The organism is Pseudoalteromonas sp. SR45-1 (assembly GCF_014163655.1).
GTDB lineage: Bacteria > Pseudomonadota > Gammaproteobacteria > Enterobacterales > Alteromonadaceae > Pseudoalteromonas > Pseudoalteromonas distincta.
The window spans coordinates 68874-85727 of sequence record NZ_JACJDR010000007.1; the positions used below are offsets into that span (position 1 = coordinate 68874).

Here is a 16854-nt window from a genome sequence, read left to right on the forward strand (position 1 = left end):
TACAATGAATGATAAAATGCCCAGTTTTGCTGGGCATTTTATTTAAAATCAATACGAATGTGTTAGGTAACACATATATTAGGGAGCTAAATATTAATTAAAATAAACTGCGTTAAAAGTAGCAAGCGTATTACCGCTGTTGTTTTTAAGTTTTAGTGACTCGCCTGTAATTTCCCACTTTGAAGTATTGTTAAGTACGTTAGACATAGCTGCCTCTTGGTCCATATTCTCCGAACACATCTTTTTTGTACTCGCTAACTGACTAAGTGTAATTGTGTGCTGCTCAGTGCTATAACTTCCGCTAAAATTATTACAGCCTAAAAAGCCATTAACACGGTAGTCTTTATCGAACTGAATAAACGGCTCTTTAGTTGTAACATTTACTGTTTGAGCATTGATTGTTATTGCTTTCCAGTACGTGTTTGTAAGCGTTACGTCTGGCTTTTCAACGGATACTTTTGAAAGCTCAATTTTATAAGGGCCAGTTAGCTGTAACTCTCTAAATGGGTCGTTATTTGTGGTACTTGTGTAAAGTACTTTGTCTTTATTTATGATTCTGGCGCTTAGGCTATAGCGGTGTTTATCGTTAACTTTACTGGCATCATAAGTTAGCTCTACAGTAAATGGTGGGGCTTGGGTAATATCAATCACTTCTTGGGTTATTATATCTGCTTTTACATCCATTTTAGATACATCCGAAAGCGTAACTATTAACTGTGAACCGGGGCGAAGCATACTGCGATCTTTGTAGCTAACTTGGGTAGTTAGAGTCGATATTGATTTTGCTTGCTCTGTATTTTCAGTCGGCTTTGTTTGTTGATCACAACCGGTTATAGCAAAAGCGCTTAGTGCTAATAAACTAAGTCCTGTAAGTGCTTTTTTACGTGAATATACTGCTTGATACTTTTCCATGTTTGTTATCCTTACTCAATATTATCCCCCTAGTGTATTACCTAGTGACTTAATCATTCCTTAACTTATTTTAAACATAAAAAAAGGCGCATTAGCGCCTTTAATAATTAAAAACAAACGATTATTTTTTAACAAACTTAGTTAAAATAACTATGCGCTGGCCGTCAACTCGCCCTTCAATATGTTCAGGGTTGCTGGTTAGGCCAATATTACGAACAGCTGTTCCGCGTTTAGCTGTAAGGCTACTACCTTTAACGTCTAAGTCTTTAATTAGGGTAACAGTATCGCCTGCTTGAAGTACTACACCGTTGCTATCTACATGCTTTAAATCGTCATCTTCAGCAAGTGCTTTTTTAGCCCACGTTAGCGTGTCTTCTTCAAGGTAAATCATGTCTAGCGCATCTTGTGCCCAGCCATTATCAGGCGCTAAACGCGAAAGCATTCTGTAAGCTACAACTTGTACTGCAGGCGTTTGGCTCCACATGCTATCGTTTAAACAGTGCCAATGTGTAGGCGTTATTTCGCTGTTATTCTCGATTTGATCTTTACATGTTTGACACGTGTAAATACATTTATCTGAGTGGGTTTCAGTTACCGGTGGTACTTCATAAACAGATAAGTTCTCGGTGGCTGCACACAATTCACATTGATTATTACTACGTTCGATTAAGGCTTTTTCAATACTCATGGGGCTCTTTCTGATTCTGGTCGAGTTAACATTTGCTGCTATTGTACTCCAAAACACGAGCTCTGCGCCATTAGTCCCTTAATTTTGTGTGGGTATATTACTCATATACTTATCTTCAATAGTTTTTATATATCCTTGAGCGTGAAGGTTTTTAATTGCTAGGTTTATCTGGGGCAATAATTCTTTGTGTTTGCTCAATAAGCGAATTCTTAAAAAACCATGGGAATGCTGTGCGCCAAAGGCAATGTTTATCCCTAACTGCTTTGCCCAATAGAGCGCAGTTAACTTACCTACTAGTGCAGCTTCTACACGGTTTCTTGATAGAGCTGTCATAAGTTCTTTTTCGGATGGAAAGTCAACACGCTCAAAGGTGTTGTCATTAAAGTAATAGTAACCTAGTACCGTTCCTATATTTTTACCCTTCAAGCTATCAGCGCTTTGCCAATGCTGGGCATTTTTAGGCAAGGTAACAATCATTTCTGTGGCATAAATAAGCGGCTCTGAAAAAACATAACGAGGGTCATTTCTCTCACTCTTTGAGAGCCATTCTAATGAAATAACATCAAAATCGATTATTTCATCTTGTAAATATTTGGTAATACGCTTTGTAGGTAGGTCGATATGAGAAGCTGCAATATTGGCATCATCGAGTACTTTTTCAATAATTTCGGGTAATATGCCAGGCTTTTCTGGATCATTTGTATAATATGGATAATGACTCCCTGACGCGCTGACATTATATTTGAGGGGAGTAGGATTAATGCTGGCATAGCTAAAAAATACAAATAGCAGAGGGCTCAGTACTAATAACCGAATAAAGTTAGTCAAATCTCTACCTTTTATATTAATATTTTATATTAGTGTTGTGTAATTTTAACGTTTTTGCAATGACGACTATATTTATCTTATGCGTGTTGCATTAAAGTACACATATTATTGGCTGTTTTGCCATCTTTTATTTATAGGTTTAGAGCCAAGTGAAATTACATAACATACCTGATGAAGTACAAAAAATAACTCAGTTTGTTGCGCGGCAACCTATTTTTGATATAGACCAGAATGTTTTCTCGTACGAATTGCTTTATAGAGACTCAGCCAATAATGCGTTTCCTGTAGGCACTTCTGATGTCCATGCGACAAGCCGCCTATTTTTTAATGCTTTAATGTTGGTTGGTTTAGATAGACTTACCGCACATCATTTAGCTTTTATAAACTTGTCATCAGAAACTATTCTCGATAACTTCCCCAAACTTTTATTGCCAGAAAATAGTGTTATTGAAATAGTGGAGCGCACGGGTAATATTCCTGCGGTGGCTGAGCGTGTGCAAGAACTTAAAAAAGAAGGCTATGTTTTTGCACTTGATGATTACGATGGCGATCCAAAATGGGAGCCACTGTTAGCACATGTTGATTACATAAAAATTGAGATAGATGATCCGGTTATTAAAACCAATATGCGCATTAAAAAAATAAAACGCGCAAATCCACATGCAAAAATAATTGTTGAACGAATAGAGACGCATGAACAATTTAATGTATTAAAATTGGCTGGCTGCGATTTATTTCAAGGGTTCTTTTTTTCTCGCCCAGAAATGATTACGTATAAAGGTGTAGAGCCTTCTAAGCTAACCGTTTTTGATCTATTGCGTTTTACAGCAAAAGAAACACTTTGCTTTAAAGAAGTTCATCAACGAGTGGCCAGAGATGTCGCCATAACAGCGAGGGTTTTAAAGCTAGCTAACGCGCGTTCAGGCAAAGCAAATTTAGTCATTACGTCTATTTCACAAGCGGTTATTTATTTAGGTGAGGACACAATAAGACAATTTGTTCGCGTATTAGCAATTAGTGAGTTAGGGGTCGAAAAACCAACCGAATTAACTAAGCTTGCTTTAACGCGGGCTCAATTTATGTCGCTAATATTGGAGCAAAATAATAAAGAGTTGACCGAGCAAGGGTATCTGGTGGGTTTGTTCTCGGTGCTTGATGCTATTTTAGATGCTGAATTAAAAGATATAGTTAAAGAGTTTACTTTAGATGCTGCAATATCTGATGCGTTACTATTAGAGAGCGGCATCTTAGGGAACTGTTTATCGCTTATAAAAGAGTTTGAATTAGATAATATAGATGAAGCTATGGTCCATTTGGCCAACATAAACTCAGAGCTGCATATTGGCGATATATTTAATTTTTTATTGGATGCTGTTTTATACAGTGATGACATTATTGAGGCAATAGCAGAATAAATATGCGTAATTGGTTGTCGGTTATAAGTGTAGTGGTTGCTCTTTGTTTATTGTTTCCTGGTATTACAAAACCAGTATTAACAATAGAGGGCAACATAGATAAATCAAAATTAGCGCAAGCGGGCATTGAAATGCTTGCTGAAGAGGGTGATGGTCGGGCTCGTAGCATGCTAATGATGTTCTCGAATATGCTAGGGCTTGATAAGTTAGAGGGCGAGATTAGCGCCTATAACAAAACACAAAGTATTTTAGGCACAGTTCAAGAGCTTTCTAGCAATAATAATTTATTTGTAGCTGCTTTAGTGGGGTTGTTTTCTATTGTTATTCCAAGCTTGAAGCTGCTATTACAATTGCTTTATTGTTGCCTACCTTTGAATGGGTTGAAGCAAAAGCTCGGTCTGGTTATTTGTGCATTAAGTAAGTGGAGCATGGTTGATGTATTTGTTATTGCATTAATAGTGACTTACCTAGCAGGTAACGCTCATGGTAAAAGTGGTGAGCTACTTGTTATGAAAGCACAATTTGGTGAGGGTTTTTGGTATTTTAGCGCATATTGTATATTTGCAATTATCGCGAGTAACTTAATTAAAACACCTGATAAACCGCAGTCTACATAATTAAAGTATTTGTGGTTGCCGTTAGGTTATCTTACAATCATTTTAAAATTTATTAAAAGGCATAATGTTGCAACGTTTTTACTCTAGTTTACTCATGATAACTTTACTGCTCACTTTTGTGGGTCAGGCAGTTGCGTCTGTAGCTATGGTATGCGAAATGCCACATTTGCCAACGAAAACAGCAATGCATGCCCAAATGCCAATGACACACAGTAGTGATGCAACAGCTGTTGCTAGCATGTCTGAAAATATGATGCAGATGGATTGTTGCGACGACGAAAGTACGCCACAAAATGATTGCAAATGCCCTGTCAGTGGCTGCGCTGCTAATTCAATGCTTAGTGTTGATACTTTATTTAGCGTTACTTTACTTGAATCTGAAAAAGTAAATATAAGTGTATTTACTACACAAATTAATATACCTCGTTCACTCTACCGCCCTCCTATGTCTGCTTAATAGCAGGATAGGTGTAATATCAATTTTATTGAAAACATGCTCATTCTAGGAACTAAATACCTCTCTAACTGCGTTAAAAATTACTTATATAAAGCAACTATACTGCGTAATTTTTTCCTTGTTATAGAGCAATTTTCCTACCGCAATAATAGATCATTAATTCAATGCAATTGATATAAAAGGTTTTTGTAAAACTCCTAAACACCTTTTTTGCTTCTTAATTTAAGAATTTCTTTTATTTTTAGATGGAGCAGGTGATGAACCACGCTGTAAGTATTAAAGCCGTATTATGTAGTGTTGTGTTATTTAGCACAGTTGTTAATGCGCAAAACAATTCAAATAACCTAAATATCGATACGCTAAAGCAAGCCCGCAATGAGCAAACGCTTAGCTTAACGCAAGCGCTTAATTATGCACTAACGCATGAGCCATGGCTAAAAGCGAGTGGCTACCAAGAAGATGCCACAATAGCGCAAAGTATTGCCGCAGGCACCTTACCCGATCCTGTTTTAACGGTTGGCTTACTTAACTTGCCTACTAACGGTTATGCATTTGATCAAGAAGGGATGACGCAGCTTAAAGTCGATTTGAGCCAAAAGTTTAGCCGAGGGAATAGTTTAGCACTTAAACAAAAGGCATTAGCTCAGTCTGCTCAACAATATTCTTGGCAGCGCGCCGATCGCTTAGCACAAGTAAAAGCAATTGTGATTGAGTCGTGGTTAAACGCGTATCGTGCTCAGCGAAGTATTGCTTTAATTGAGCAAGATAAAGGGCTATTTACTCAGCTTATTGAAGTTACCGAAGCAAGCTACGCAAGTACCTTAGGTAAAACACGCCAGCAAGATATTATTCGTGCGCAATTAGAACTCACTCGCCTTGAAGATAAGTTGGTTATGCTTGAGCAGCAATTTGAAAGTGCTAAAAACCGTTTAGCACAGTGGTTACCTATGAATATGCTTATGCAGCCTTTAAATGCCGAATTTACTAAAACCACAGGGCTGGTTGATTTTGCAAACCTTGAATTTGATAAATTAATACAGTTGCTTATGGCGCATCCCGCAATTATTGCGATAGAAAAAACCGTCACCGCAAAGCAAACCGAAGTTGCACTCGCCAAGCAAAGTTACAAACCTCAAATGGGCGTTAATGTGGGTTATGGTTACCGAGATGAAACGCCTATGGGGGAGTCGCGAGCTGATTTACTTTCAGTAGGATTTAGCATTGATTTGCCATTGTTTACTGATAACAGACAAGATCAACAGGTTAAATCGGCTATTGCTAGTGCAGAAGCTACTAAAACACAAAAGCTGGTGGCGCTTCAAAAACTCAAAGGCATGTACTTTAAGGAGTTTAGCCAACTCGCTCGTTTGCAAAAACGCGATGCGCTTTATCAAAATACGTTATTACCGCAAATGTCAGAGCAATCTCAGGCAACACTAAATGCTTATACACGCGACGACGGGGATTTTTCTGACGTGATGCGCGCGCGCATTGGTGAACTTAACGCCAAAATAGACGCGCTTAATATTCAAGTAGATCAGCATATTATTACCGCTCGCCTTAATTATTATGCAAGTAGCTTAGACCCCCAAGTAATGAGCGATAAAACTGGAGAATTACATAATGAATACTAATTTAAAGTTACTTGTTGCTGCCTTAGTCGGTGCGGGCGCATTTGCGTTAATTGGCGCCTTAGTGATGCAGTTTTTACCTAGCAGCTCGGCAATGAATGAACAGCAAAGTGCTGAAAAACAGCCCTTATATTGGGTAGCCCCTATGGATAGTAATTACAGGCGTGACGCGCCAGGACTGTCGCCAATGGGAATGGATTTAGTCCCTGTATATGAAAACGATAGCAACGCTCAGGATGGACCAGGTGCAGTAACTATTTCGCCTGCAGTCATCAATAACTTGGGTGTAAGAACTGCCAAAGTAGAGCTTAAAACACTTCACAGCGATATAAATACTGTGGGTTATGTGCAATATAACCAAGACCAACTTATTCACATTCATCCGCGTGTAGAGGGCTGGATTGAAAGTTTATATGTTAAAGCGCAAGGTGCACAAGTTAAAGCCGGTGAGCCTTTATATACTTTGTATTCCCCACAATTGGTGAATGCACAGGAAGAATTTTTACTGGCGGTTAATCGTGATAATACCGTGTTAATTCGCGCAGCAAAGGCACGTTTAGAGTCGTTAAATGTGTCTGATGGATTTATCGAGCGCTTACAAAAAAATAAAAAGATAATGCAAAATATTACTTTTTACGCAAAGCAAAGTGGTGTGGTAGATGAGCTAACAGTACGAGAAGGCTTTTACGTTAAACCAGGCACATCAATGATGAGTATTGCTCAGCTTGATGAAATTTGGGTAGAGGCAGAAGTGTTTGAACGCCAATCAGAACAAGTGAGCGTGGGCTTGCCCGTTACAATGACGCTTGATTACTTAAAAGGTCAAAAGTGGGAAGGTAAGGTTGATTACATTTACCCCGCGCTTGATGCTAAAAACCGAACGCTGCGTGTAAGACTCAGGTTTGAAAATGCAGATCATCGGTTAAAACCAAATATGTTTGCACAAGTGAGCATTCACGCTAAGGCGAGTAAAGCGCAATTTACAGTCCCTAAAGAAGCGGTAATTCGCACGCAGCATCAAAACCGTGTGGTTATTGCATTAGGTGAGGGTCGTTTTAAATCGGTAGAAGTCGAAGTTGGGCAAATTAATAGTAATGAAGCGGTCATTTTGTCAGGTGTAATGACAGGTGACACGGTAGTGACTTCAGCGCAATTTTTAATAGATTCTGAGTCAAGTAAAAGCTCCGACTTTAAACGAATGGAAATGCCTAGTTCTAGCATTAGCTCAGGTATGAGCTCGGATTCTGGTTCAGGCTCTAATATGAACATGGATATGCAGCCACAAAGCGCCACGGTTAACGGCACTATTAATGCCATAGATAAACAAAATCGCATTATTAATATTAGCCGAGAAGCCATTGAAAAATGGAATCGAGAACCCGCCACAATGGACTTTGTATTAGCGCCAGATATTGATATTACCAAGTTTGAAAATGCCCAGTATATTAATTTTACTTTTAGCATTATTAATGATGAATTTGTAATTACTAAAGCGCAAAACGCAGAGCCGATTGATAATTCTACTATGCAACCTATGCAACCTATGCAACCTATGCAACACAGTTCTCACTAGGAGCCATTATGATAACTGCCATTATTCGCTGGTCTGTTGGCAATCGCTTTTTTGTGTTGTTGCTTACATTAATTTTACTAGGTGGAGGGTTGTTTGCACTAAAAAATACGCCCGTGGATGCCTTGCCTGACTTATCTGATGTTCAGGTCATTATAAAAACTACTTATCCGGGGCAAGCGCCGCAAGTAGTGCAAGACCAAGTTACATTTCCGCTCACCACTGCAATGCTTTCTGTGCCGGGTGCACAAACTGTAAGGGGTTTTTCGTTTTTTGGTGACTCGTACGTTTACGTTATTTTTGATGAAAAAACTGATTTGTATTGGGCGCGTAGCCGAGTACAAGAATACCTAAGCCAAGCAGCAAACCGATTGCCCGATAGCGCTACGCCAGAGCTTGGCCCTGATGCAACAGGCGTAGGTTGGATTTACTTATACGCACTAATTGATAAAACAAATAAACACGATATTAGTCAGCTACGAAGCTTACAAGATTGGTTTTTAAAGTTTGAGCTACAAACTGTGCCCGGTGTATCTGAAGTGGCTGCTGTTGGTGGCATGGTTAAGCAATACCAAGTCAATGTAGAGCCCGATAAATTACGGGCTTATGGTATTCCGCTAAGCCTTATTCAAACAGCTATTCAACAAGGCAACCAAGAGATGGGCGCCTCGGTAGTTGAAATGGCTGAAGCTGAATACATGGTAACAAGCACCGGCTACATTAAGAGTGTTGCCGACTTGGAAGCTATTCCGCTTGGTGTAAACGCCAACGGTACTGCGCTGCAATTACGTGATGTAGCTGATATTCGGGTCGGACCGCAAATGCGCCGTGGTATTGCAGAGCTAAATGGCGAAGGCGAAGTAACCGGCGGCATTGTTATTATGCGCTATGGCGAAAATGCACAAAAAACCATTGAGCTCGTAAAAGCGAAATTAGAATCGCTTAAAAAGGGATTACCAGAGGGCGTTGAAATAGTCCCTGTGTACGATCGCTCTAACTTAATAAATAACGCGGTAGATAATCTAACAAGTAAGCTAATTGAAGAGCTTATTGTAGTTGCTTTAGTGTGTGTGGTGTTTTTGTTTCATGTGCGCTCATCGCTGGTGGCGATTATTACGTTACCGCTTGGGATTTTAACGGCATTTATAATTATGTATTGGCAGGGGATTAACGCCAACATTATGTCTTTAGGAGGAATTGCAATAGCGATAGGCGCAATGACCGACGGCGCTATCGTTATGATTGAAAATATGCATAAGCATATGGAAAAAACGCCCCTTACCAAGGAAAACCGTTGGGAAGTTGTGGCTAAATCGGCGAGTGAAGTAGGTCCTGCATTATTTTTTAGTTTATTAATTATTACCGTCAGCTTTATGCCGGTATTTATTTTAGAAGCGCAAGAAGGGCGTATGTTTGCGCCACTGGCTTACACTAAAACGTATGCTATGGCAGCGTCTGCTGGGCTTGCGATTACCTTAGTGCCGGTATTAATGGGTTACTTTATTAGAGGTAAAGTTATTTCGGAGCAAAAAAATCCAGTTAACCGATTACTTGTTGCAGCGTATCGGCCATTACTTAACTGGGTGCTTAAATTTCCAAAAATGACATTGGTACTCGCGGTGGTTGTTTCTGTTATTGGCTTTTACCCGGTAAACAAAATAGGCAGTGAATTTATTCCGCCACTCGATGAGGGCGACTTAATGTATATGCCCACAACGTATCCAGGTTTATCGGTAGGTAAAGCGCGCGAAATACTACAGCAAACCGACAAGTTAATTGCCACAGTACCCGAAGTTAAAACGGTATTTGGTAAAGTTGGGCGAGCAGAAACTGCAACAGATCCTGCGCCGCTTACAATGATAGAGACGTTTATTCAGCTAAAACCAAAAGACGAATGGCGCGAGGGTATGACCCTTGAAAAGCTTAAAAAAGAACTCGACGGTTTGGTTAAGTTTCCGGGGCTGACGAATGCGTGGGTAATGCCAATTAAAACACGTATTGATATGCTCGCAACCGGTATTAAAACTCCCGTGGGCATTAAAGTTGCGGGACCAAAGTTGAGTGAAATTCAAAAAATTGGTCAACAAATAGAAGTGCTTTTAAAAGATGTGCAAGGCACTGCATCGGTTTACTCAGAGCGAGTAGCCGGTGGGCGTTATATAAAAGTAGATATAAACCGAGAAAAAGCGGCGCGTTATAGCTTAAATATTAGCGACATACAGCAAGTTGTATCTACTGCAATTGGTGGTACAAACGTAACTCAAACCGTAGAAGGGCAAGAGCGCTACCCAGTTAATTTGCGTTACCCGCAAGCATACAGAGACTCGCCAGAAGAGCTAATGTTGTTACCTATTGTAACGCCTACAGGGCAGCGTATAGCACTTGGTGATGTAGCTGATGTATTTATTGAAGATGGACCGCCTGGTATAAAAAGCGAAAATGCACGTTTAAACGGTTGGAGTTTTATTGATATAGATGGCGTTGATATTGGTACTTACGTTGAGCACGCTCAGCAAGTGCTCGATAAAGACCTAATACTACCTGCTGGCTACTCAATTACGTGGGCTGGGCAGTATGAATACATGCAGCGCGCTAAAGACAAACTGACTTATGTATTACCACTTACATTAGCGATTATTATTGTATTGCTTTACCTTAATTTTAGAAGCTTTGCTGAGGTCACTATTATTATGGCCACGTTGCCACTGGCAATGATTGGTGGCGTATGGCTAATGTATTTAGAGGGCTTTAACTTTTCAGTTGCAGTAGGTGTGGGCTTTATTGCCTTAGCTGGGGTAGCGGTAGAAATTGGGGTCATTATGTTGGTGTATTTAAACCAGGCCTATCAAGAAAAATGCATCGAAGCAGAGCAGGCAGGTAAGCCACTTAGTTTAGTGCAATTACAGCAAGCTATTATTGAAGGTGCAGGGCTTCGAGTACGCCCGGTTATGATGACTGTCGCGACAATTATTATTGGCTTGCTACCAGTGCTGTATGGCACAGGCACCGGAAGCGAAGTAATGAGTCGAATAGCTGCACCTATGGTTGGCGGTATGGGCAGTGCAATTGTACTCACCTTACTTGTTATTCCTGCGGTTTACCTACTGTGGCGCAAACAAGGACTTAAATAATATAAAGCAACAAGACGATAGAGCAGTGCGGTTACTACCCACGCATTGCTCTATAAAAATTACCTATAATTTGTAAGTTATTCTATTAAATTGCTAACTAATATCCATTTTGAAATTAACCTTCTGTTTTTAAATGGTTTTTTAATTGGCACGCTTTACGCAGTGTAGTACCTATACAGTCAACTAAGTAAGGAATGCACATGCAAGTTAAAACAATTAAAGAGGTATACGATTGGACCGTTTTGTTTCATACGCAAATGGCGGCTAATTTTCATAGCGTAAAGGATTTACTCGATGAACATAATGCAATGCTGGTGGACTACTACCTAAATTACGAAAAAAAACTCGCTGAAGATTTAGTCGGGTTTAAAGCGATAACCGAAATAAATACGCTCGATACGTACTGTTATGAATACTTTGCTAAAAATCCTGAGCTAATTACTTTCGAAGACATTAGTAAAGACCAGCAATTTGATGAGAAAGTTATTCAAGCTTACTTATCAGAGCAGCATCAAAAGGTAATTGAATTATACGAATACTTACTTGAGCGCGCTGAAACTCAAAGTGGCCAAGAAAAGCTGCAACAAATACTAGAGCTGGAAAAGCAAGGTATAAAGCAAATGATGCAAAGTACGAATCGTCATATGGATATGTAGCTTTATAAGATAACCATTTAAAATAGCCGATGCTTGCATCGGCTTATTTTATGTCTGCGTTAAATAACCCGCAGAGGGCTTTGATAGACTGGCTAGAATAATATGCGTGTCAACGTGTGGCACGCACCTAGGGAGATCAAACTTCTTCTGTATCTACAATTAAATCACTTGTTATTGATTCCAATGCTTCAATGACTTCATCTTTATTCATACCATTGGGTAAAGTAACGGTAGCAACAGCGCTAAAAATAGGCACCCCCCAATTAGGCGCACTTTGCTGCCTTGAATTTAAATGAGTAATGTTAGCGCCTTTGTGGCGTATTACACTCGCCAACTCTTGAACAATACCTGGGCGATCGTTACCTGTTATAACCAGATTGATTTGTTCTAATGTTGATGGTTCAATTTCTGTGTTTCCGGTTTCAATTCGAACGTCTAACTTAGGTAACTTATTTAAAGCGCTTTGTAGTGATTGAAAGTGCTCCTCAGCAACTTCAAGTTGAATAATACCTGCAAAATGACCTAATAAATGGCTTAAGTTACTGCTTAGCCAGTTGCCATGATTTTGTAACACGACGGATGAGATACTCTCTACTAAACCAGGGCGATCTTGCCCTAGAATAGTTATAACCAACTGCTTCATAAATAATTCTCTTTTTAAGCCCAAAGAAAGTAAATGCATAGGCATTAAGTGTATTGTCTAATCTAAATTGTGTATTGTTGCACTTTTATAAATCGTTGATTTTAAAATAATAAAATTGAATGTGGTTGTGTTGACTATACGCGGTATTAATAGTCATTCTTATTTAGTAAGTACTCTTTTAGTATTGACCTCGATAAATGCTTTGTCCAATTATTTTATAATTTAGTTCACTTAAAAATCATCTATATGAGACTTATTTAGCGATTTTCTTCGCTAGTTTTATTTAAAACCGTTTTAACGTGCTTATTATTACTGCTGTAACATTACTGTCATCTTGATGAAATATAATTTATAGAACGTTAAGATTTAAGGGTGTTTTGATGACTTCAAATCCGAATAAACCGTCTTTTAATACGGATCGAAGCCGTCTATTTAAAGATCGGTTTGCCAAATTTGGTATAACCGCAGGTGGGATAATGGTATTGGTAGCACTGCTATTAATATTCTTTTACCTTCTTTATGTAGTACAGCCAATTTTTGAATCAGCAAAAGTAGAAAAACGCGATAGCTTTCAGGTCGCTAATTCGCAGCAAATAGCAGGCCTAGGTGTAGAAGAGCAAACTGAAGTTGCTTATTTACTCAGTCAGCAAGGTCAGGTTGATTTTTACAGTGTGCAAGATGGCAGCTTTGGTAAAAAGCTTAAAACATTAAACGCCGAGCTACCAAGTGATGCAACAAGCTTTGCAACTAGCGCGCCTTTTCAAGGGTATTATGCGTTTGGTTTAAAAGATGGCACTGTAATGGTCGTAGCACCTAAATTTTTGGTCACCTTTCCTAATAATGAGCGTAAATTAACGCCTCGTTTAGACTTTCCTCTTGGGGAAATGGCTTTGGAAGTAGATGAACAAGGCTCAGCTATTAAACGCTTTGCATTTAGCCACTATGAAGACAGAACAGCTGTTGTCGCACTTACAGAAGACAAACGGGTGCTGTTTAGCAGTTTTGTTGCTGAAGAGAATATGTTTACTGGCGAAGTTGAGTGGGTTGTTGAGCGCACAGAGCTAGATGTTGAAGGGCGTGTAGATGAGCTATTAATGTCGCCAGATACAACCCGTACTTTTGTACGTTCTGCTAATCAAGTTTACGTATACGATACACGTGACCCAAGTGATGTAGAGCAAATTCAGCTACTTTCAGCTAACGAAGAAAATGCCAATATTGTATCTGCACAATTACTAGCAGGTGCAAACTCATTAATGCTTGCCAATGATAACGGCGAAGTTTCGCAGTGGTTTGAAGTTAACACTGACACTGGCCGCGAATATGAAAAAATACGTTCATTTGAAACGACTAAGCAAAGTAAATTAAATGTATTTACAGAGTTCTACCGTCGTACTTTTTTTACGACCAGCAGTAACGGTGAGCTTGGGGTGTACTACACAACAAGCGAAGCAAAATTATGGCAAGGTAAAGTAAGTGAAGGCGCAATACAAAACTTTGCAATTTCACCGCGTTCAAATGCTGCATTAATTTTGGCGGATAACAAACTAACAGTATTAGAAATACATAACGAGCATCCAGAAGTTACTTGGTCAGCGCTTTGGCAAGAAGTATGGTACGAAGGTTACCCAGAGCCAGGTTATATATGGCAGTCAACATCAGCCAGTGATGACTTTGAATCTAAGTTTTCATTAGTGCCAATTTCGTTTGGTACATTAAAAGCAGCCCTTTACGCGATGTTATTTGCAGTGCCTATTGCGCTTTCGGCGGCAATTTACACGGCATACTTTATGTCGAGCAAATTACGTAAGGTAGTTAAGCCTACTGTTGAAATAATGGAAGCATTACCCACCGTTATTTTAGGTTTTTTAGCCGGTCTTTGGTTAGCTCCATTGATAGAAGAGCACTTACCTGCAATTGTTGGGTTACTCATATTATTACCTTTAGGTATGTTAGCGACAGGTTTAGCTTGGACTAAATTACCAACCAAAATTCGTCATCGAATTCCTGAAGGATCTCATTCAATTATCCTTATTCCGGTCGTTTTACTTATTGGCTGGTTTTCGTTTGCGATGAGTGAATTTGTTGAGCTTTGGATGTTTGACGGCAATGTACGTCAGTACTTAACAAATGAGCTAGGTATGACATTCGATCAACGTAACTCGCTGGTTGTAGGTATTGCGATGGGGTTTGCAGTTATTCCAACTATATTCTCAATTGCAGAAGACGCCGTATTTAGTGTTCCAAAGCATTTATCAAATGGCTCATTAGCATTAGGTGCAACGCAGTGGCAAACACTAATACGTGTTGTATTACTAACAGCAAGCCCTGGTATTTTCTCTGCGGTAATGATGGGACTTGGCCGCGCCGTTGGCGAAACCATGATTGTACTTATGGCAACGGGTAATACACCTATTATGGATTGGAGCATCTTCCAAGGTATGCGTACGCTTGCAGCAAATATTGCAGTTGAAATGCCTGAGTCAGAAGTAGGTAGTTCGCATTACAGAATATTGTTCTTAGCGGCCTTTGTACTATTCATATTCACATTCATTTTTAACACAGTCGCTGAGTTTGTTCGCCAGCAACTGCGTGAAAAATATAGCTCAATGTAAGCGGAGAGACATGACATGGTAAAGCAGTGGTTTAAGTCTGGTTCTCCTTGGATTTGGATGACCGGTGGTGCAGTGAGCATCAGTTTAATTTCAGTTCTAGGCTTATTAGCAATGATAGCCTGGAAAGGATTAAGTTTTTTCTGGCCTTCAGAAGTTGTGCAGTTTGAACTTGAAGGGTCAATTTCAAAACAAACCGTTATTGGCGAAGTTTATGACCGTGAATTAGTACCAAAAACGCGTTTAGCCGCGACAGGTATTGACGTTAGCGGATTTGAAAAAGAAGAAATAGAGCGCTTACTTATTAAAACAGGTAATCGTGAGTATGTAGATTTAGACTTTCGTTGGATATTAGAAACCGACATTAAAAATAAAACAACGCCTGCAACGCTTGCTGTATTTGAGCGTAGTAAAAACGGTAATTTTTATGGTTATGTTGAAAGTGTAATTAAAGATGGTAAACCAGTCGAAGGCGATAAAATTGAAGCTCTACATGAACTTGTAGAGCGTGCCGTGGATTTAAACGACGAAGCACTTGATTTACAAAATGGTGACATTGGGCATATTAACTATGAGCTTGAGCGTCTTCGTTTAAAAGAAAAGGGCTACTTACTAGATAACGCACTCACTGATGAACGTGTTGCTGAGCTTGCTCAAGAGCGTGCTGAATTACGTGCGCAGTATGGTGTACTTGAAAAAGATTTATTTGCACTACGTAAACAAGCTAAACGTGACCACGTAACTGTAAAAGATATGCGCGGTGAAGTAGTTACGATTCCAATGTATCAAGTACTTGATGTTTGGTTTCCAAATGATATGGGCTTTTTTGCAAAGCTAGGGCACTACTTTGTGCAGCTAGGTAAGTTTGTATCTGATGACCCACGTGAAGCAAATACAGAGGGCGGTGTTTTCCCTGCTATATTTGGTACTGTGTTTATGGTTATGCTGATGGCTGTAATAGTGACGCCGTTTGGTGTTGTTGCTGCAATTTACTTACACGAGTATGCCGCTAAAAATGCAGTCACTAAGATGATTCGTATTGCGGTGATTAACTTGGCCGGTGTGCCTTCAATTGTGTACGGTGTGTTTGGCCTCGGCTTTTTTGTATACATGTTAGGTGGTAGCTTAGACCAATTATTTTACCCTGAAGCGGCACCAACGCCAGTATTTGGTACGCCAGGTGTAATGTGGTCGGCGTTAACGCTTGCTATATTAACTTTGCCAGTTGTTATTGTATCGACTGAGGAAGGCTTATCTCGTATTCCAAGTACCGTACGTGACGGTTCACTAGCGCTTGGCGCAACAAAGGTTGAAACGTTATGGCGCATAATTATTCCAATGGCAAGCCCTGCAATTATGACTGGTTTAATACTGGCAGTTGCGCGTGCTGCAGGTGAAGTTGCACCATTAATGTTAGTAGGCGTTGTGAAAATGGCCCCTACATTACCACTTGATGGTAACTTCCCGTATTTTCACTTAGATAGAAAGTTCATGCACTTAGGCTTTCATATATACGATGTTGGCTTCCAAAGCCCTAATGTTGAAGCGGCACGTCCGCTGGTATACGCCACTGCCTTTTTATTGGTGTCGGTGATTATTACCCTAAACATAACAGCCATTGGTATACGTAACCATTTACGTGAAAAATTCAGATCGCTTGAACACTAATTAGTAAAGATTTTATAGGTAACAAA

13 protein-coding genes are annotated in these 16854 nt (G+C 39.6%); 9 read left to right on the forward strand and 4 right to left on the reverse strand.

Annotated features, from left to right (window positions below; genetic code table 11):
* Positions 1-93 precede the first annotated feature (93 nt).
* The 3 genes from H5089_RS08885 to H5089_RS08895 form a co-directional block, all read right to left on the reverse strand.
* Entirely contained in the window at positions 94-912 is an 819-nt protein-coding gene (locus H5089_RS08885) for an META domain-containing protein (protein WP_182712025.1), read from the reverse strand.
* 121 nt (positions 913-1033) lie between these two features.
* Positions 1034-1600, reverse strand: a complete 567-nt coding sequence (locus tag H5089_RS08890) for a PhnA domain-containing protein (protein WP_007586451.1) — start codon at positions 1598-1600, stop codon at positions 1034-1036.
* Positions 1601-1678: 78 nt separating this feature from the next.
* A complete protein-coding gene (locus H5089_RS08895; protein WP_024595823.1) occupies positions 1679-2428 on the reverse strand; it encodes an ABC transporter substrate-binding protein in 750 nt (249 codons plus the stop codon).
* Positions 2429-2577: 149 nt separating this feature from the next.
* Between H5089_RS08895 and H5089_RS08900 the strand changes: the two genes are divergently transcribed.
* The 7 genes from H5089_RS08900 (at position 2578) to H5089_RS08930 (ending at position 11905) form a co-directional block, all read left to right on the forward strand.
* Positions 2578-3843: an EAL domain-containing protein gene (locus tag H5089_RS08900; RefSeq protein WP_182694109.1), complete on the forward strand. Its 1266-nt coding sequence runs from the start codon at positions 2578-2580 to the stop codon at positions 3841-3843.
* A 2-nt stretch (positions 3844-3845) separates the two neighbouring features.
* Complete coding sequence (locus H5089_RS08905) at positions 3846-4460, forward strand: paraquat-inducible protein A (RefSeq protein ID WP_182712026.1); 615 nt, start codon at positions 3846-3848, stop codon at positions 4458-4460.
* 94 nt (positions 4461-4554) lie between these two features.
* Positions 4555-4917, forward strand: a complete 363-nt coding sequence (locus H5089_RS08910; protein ID WP_259396069.1) for a hypothetical protein — start codon at positions 4555-4557, stop codon at positions 4915-4917.
* Between the two features lie 257 nt (positions 4918-5174).
* Entirely contained in the window at positions 5175-6551 is a 1377-nt protein-coding gene (locus tag H5089_RS08915; RefSeq protein WP_024597388.1) for a TolC family protein, read from the forward strand.
* Positions 6541-8121, forward strand: coding sequence for an efflux RND transporter periplasmic adaptor subunit (locus H5089_RS08920; protein WP_182712027.1), 1581 nt, complete (start codon positions 6541-6543; stop codon positions 8119-8121). Before H5089_RS08915 ends, H5089_RS08920 begins: the two co-directional genes overlap by 11 nt.
* Before the next feature lie 8 nt (positions 8122-8129).
* Positions 8130-11249, forward strand: a complete 3120-nt coding sequence (locus tag H5089_RS08925; protein ID WP_182712028.1) for an efflux RND transporter permease subunit — start codon at positions 8130-8132, stop codon at positions 11247-11249.
* Positions 11250-11449: 200 nt separating this feature from the next.
* The gene (locus H5089_RS08930) at positions 11450-11905 is read left to right on the forward strand and encodes a hypothetical protein (RefSeq protein ID WP_002957844.1); all 456 of its coding nucleotides are present in this window, start codon (positions 11450-11452) and stop codon (positions 11903-11905) included.
* A gap of 136 nt (positions 11906-12041) precedes the next feature.
* On the opposite strand, the gene H5089_RS08935 is transcribed toward H5089_RS08930, so the two are convergent.
* Positions 12042-12548: a glycine cleavage system protein R gene (locus tag H5089_RS08935; RefSeq protein ID WP_002957843.1), complete on the reverse strand. Its 507-nt coding sequence runs from the start codon at positions 12546-12548 to the stop codon at positions 12042-12044.
* Between the two features lie 380 nt (positions 12549-12928).
* Here H5089_RS08935 and H5089_RS08940 point away from each other — a divergent pair, with 380 nt between their 5' ends.
* Both H5089_RS08940 and pstA read left to right on the forward strand, forming a co-directional pair.
* Positions 12929-15163, forward strand: a complete 2235-nt coding sequence (locus H5089_RS08940) for an ABC transporter permease subunit (RefSeq protein ID WP_182712029.1) — start codon at positions 12929-12931, stop codon at positions 15161-15163.
* Positions 15164-15178: 15 nt separating this feature from the next.
* Positions 15179-16828 (forward strand): phosphate ABC transporter permease PstA, encoded by a 1650-nt coding sequence (gene pstA / locus H5089_RS08945; RefSeq protein WP_002957841.1) that lies wholly within the window; start codon positions 15179-15181, stop codon positions 16826-16828.
* Positions 16829-16854: the final 26 nt, after the last annotated feature.

What these genes read in the sequence shown, in the direction of transcription:
- H5089_RS08885 (WP_182712025.1), bottom strand. Translation starts at nt 912, where the DNA reads ATGGAAAAGTATCAAGCAGTATATTCACGTAAAAAAGCACTTACAGGA.
- H5089_RS08890 (WP_007586451.1), bottom strand. Translation starts at nt 1,600, where the DNA reads ATGAGTATTGAAAAAGCCTTAATCGAACGTAGTAATAATCAATGTGAA.
- H5089_RS08905 (WP_182712026.1), top strand. Translation starts at nt 3,846, where the DNA reads ATGCGTAATTGGTTGTCGGTTATAAGTGTAGTGGTTGCTCTTTGTTTA.
- H5089_RS08910 (WP_259396069.1), top strand. Translation starts at nt 4,555, where the DNA reads ATGATAACTTTACTGCTCACTTTTGTGGGTCAGGCAGTTGCGTCTGTA.
- H5089_RS08915 (WP_024597388.1), top strand. Translation starts at nt 5,175, where the DNA reads ATGAACCACGCTGTAAGTATTAAAGCCGTATTATGTAGTGTTGTGTTA.
- H5089_RS08920 (WP_182712027.1), top strand. Translation starts at nt 6,541, where the DNA reads ATGAATACTAATTTAAAGTTACTTGTTGCTGCCTTAGTCGGTGCGGGC.
- H5089_RS08925 (WP_182712028.1), top strand. Translation starts at nt 8,130, where the DNA reads ATGATAACTGCCATTATTCGCTGGTCTGTTGGCAATCGCTTTTTTGTG.
- H5089_RS08930 (WP_002957844.1), top strand. Translation starts at nt 11,450, where the DNA reads ATGCAAGTTAAAACAATTAAAGAGGTATACGATTGGACCGTTTTGTTT.
- H5089_RS08935 (WP_002957843.1), bottom strand. Translation starts at nt 12,548, where the DNA reads ATGAAGCAGTTGGTTATAACTATTCTAGGGCAAGATCGCCCTGGTTTA.
- H5089_RS08940 (WP_182712029.1), top strand. Translation starts at nt 12,929, where the DNA reads ATGACTTCAAATCCGAATAAACCGTCTTTTAATACGGATCGAAGCCGT.
- pstA (WP_002957841.1), top strand. Translation starts at nt 15,179, where the DNA reads ATGGTAAAGCAGTGGTTTAAGTCTGGTTCTCCTTGGATTTGGATGACC.